This is a genomic window from uncultured Microscilla sp. (assembly GCF_947493425.1).
Taxonomy (GTDB): Bacteria; Bacteroidota; Bacteroidia; order Cytophagales; family Microscillaceae; genus Microscilla.
In genome coordinates this window covers 1-749 of the sequence record NZ_CANLRP010000431.1, presented here as the reverse complement: position 1 = coordinate 749, position 749 = coordinate 1, and the positions used below count along the sequence as shown (strand labels likewise).

Genomic DNA, 749 nt, shown 5'->3' with positions numbered 1-749 from the left:
TTTATTCTGTCGATGGCGACCGGGGCAGGCGAGTTGGGCTTGTTTGCCAAAGGAGGCAAGCTGGCAAAGTTGGGGCAGGGGCTCAACGGAGCAGTCAAAGGAGGCAAAGCGGCGCTCACCGTGGCGCAAAACAGTTTCCGTGTATTACGCCGACAATTGGCGGGGCAAGTCAACTTTGTCTACCGCAAAACCACCCAAGCTTACGACATAGTGGCTTCGGGCAAGGTAATCGCTACTTTGCAGGGAGGAAAGATCAAGGTCAAGCGTTGGATCAACACCACCCCAGACAAAATACTGCACCCCAAGTCAATGGACAACAGCCCCGATGGTAAGTTTATTGCCAAAAATGAAAAGGGGGAGTATGGGGTTTGTAAGGCAGATGGCCGGGGCAACTATCAGTTTGAAAGTCCTGATTTTTATGCCTCGCTAAAGCCCGCCGAAATACAGAAGCTCCGCCAAATAAAATGGAACAACCGGGATGAAGCCCTCGATTTGTTCATCCACGCCGAAGGCAAACAACACTTTGCCTACCTGGAAAATGCCCAGGGTAAGCTGCAAAAAATCGATGTCAGCACCCAAGACCTGGCCAGCATCGTTCGTACCATTGACCCCGGTGGTACCCAACCCATCCGTCTGCTTTCGTGCAGCAACCTAAAGGCGGCTCAAGACTTCTCGAAAGCCTTGGGCAACCGCCCGGTATATGCCACCGATGCTTTGGTGCGGGTACACGCCGATGGAGGCATTACCAC

At 53.0% G+C, this 749-nt stretch carries 1 protein-coding gene; it reads left to right on the top strand.

All coding sequences use genetic code 11. The features are described from left to right. The coding region (locus Q0954_RS34190; protein WP_299466643.1) for a hypothetical protein at window positions 1-749 on the top strand (749 nt) is incomplete at both ends.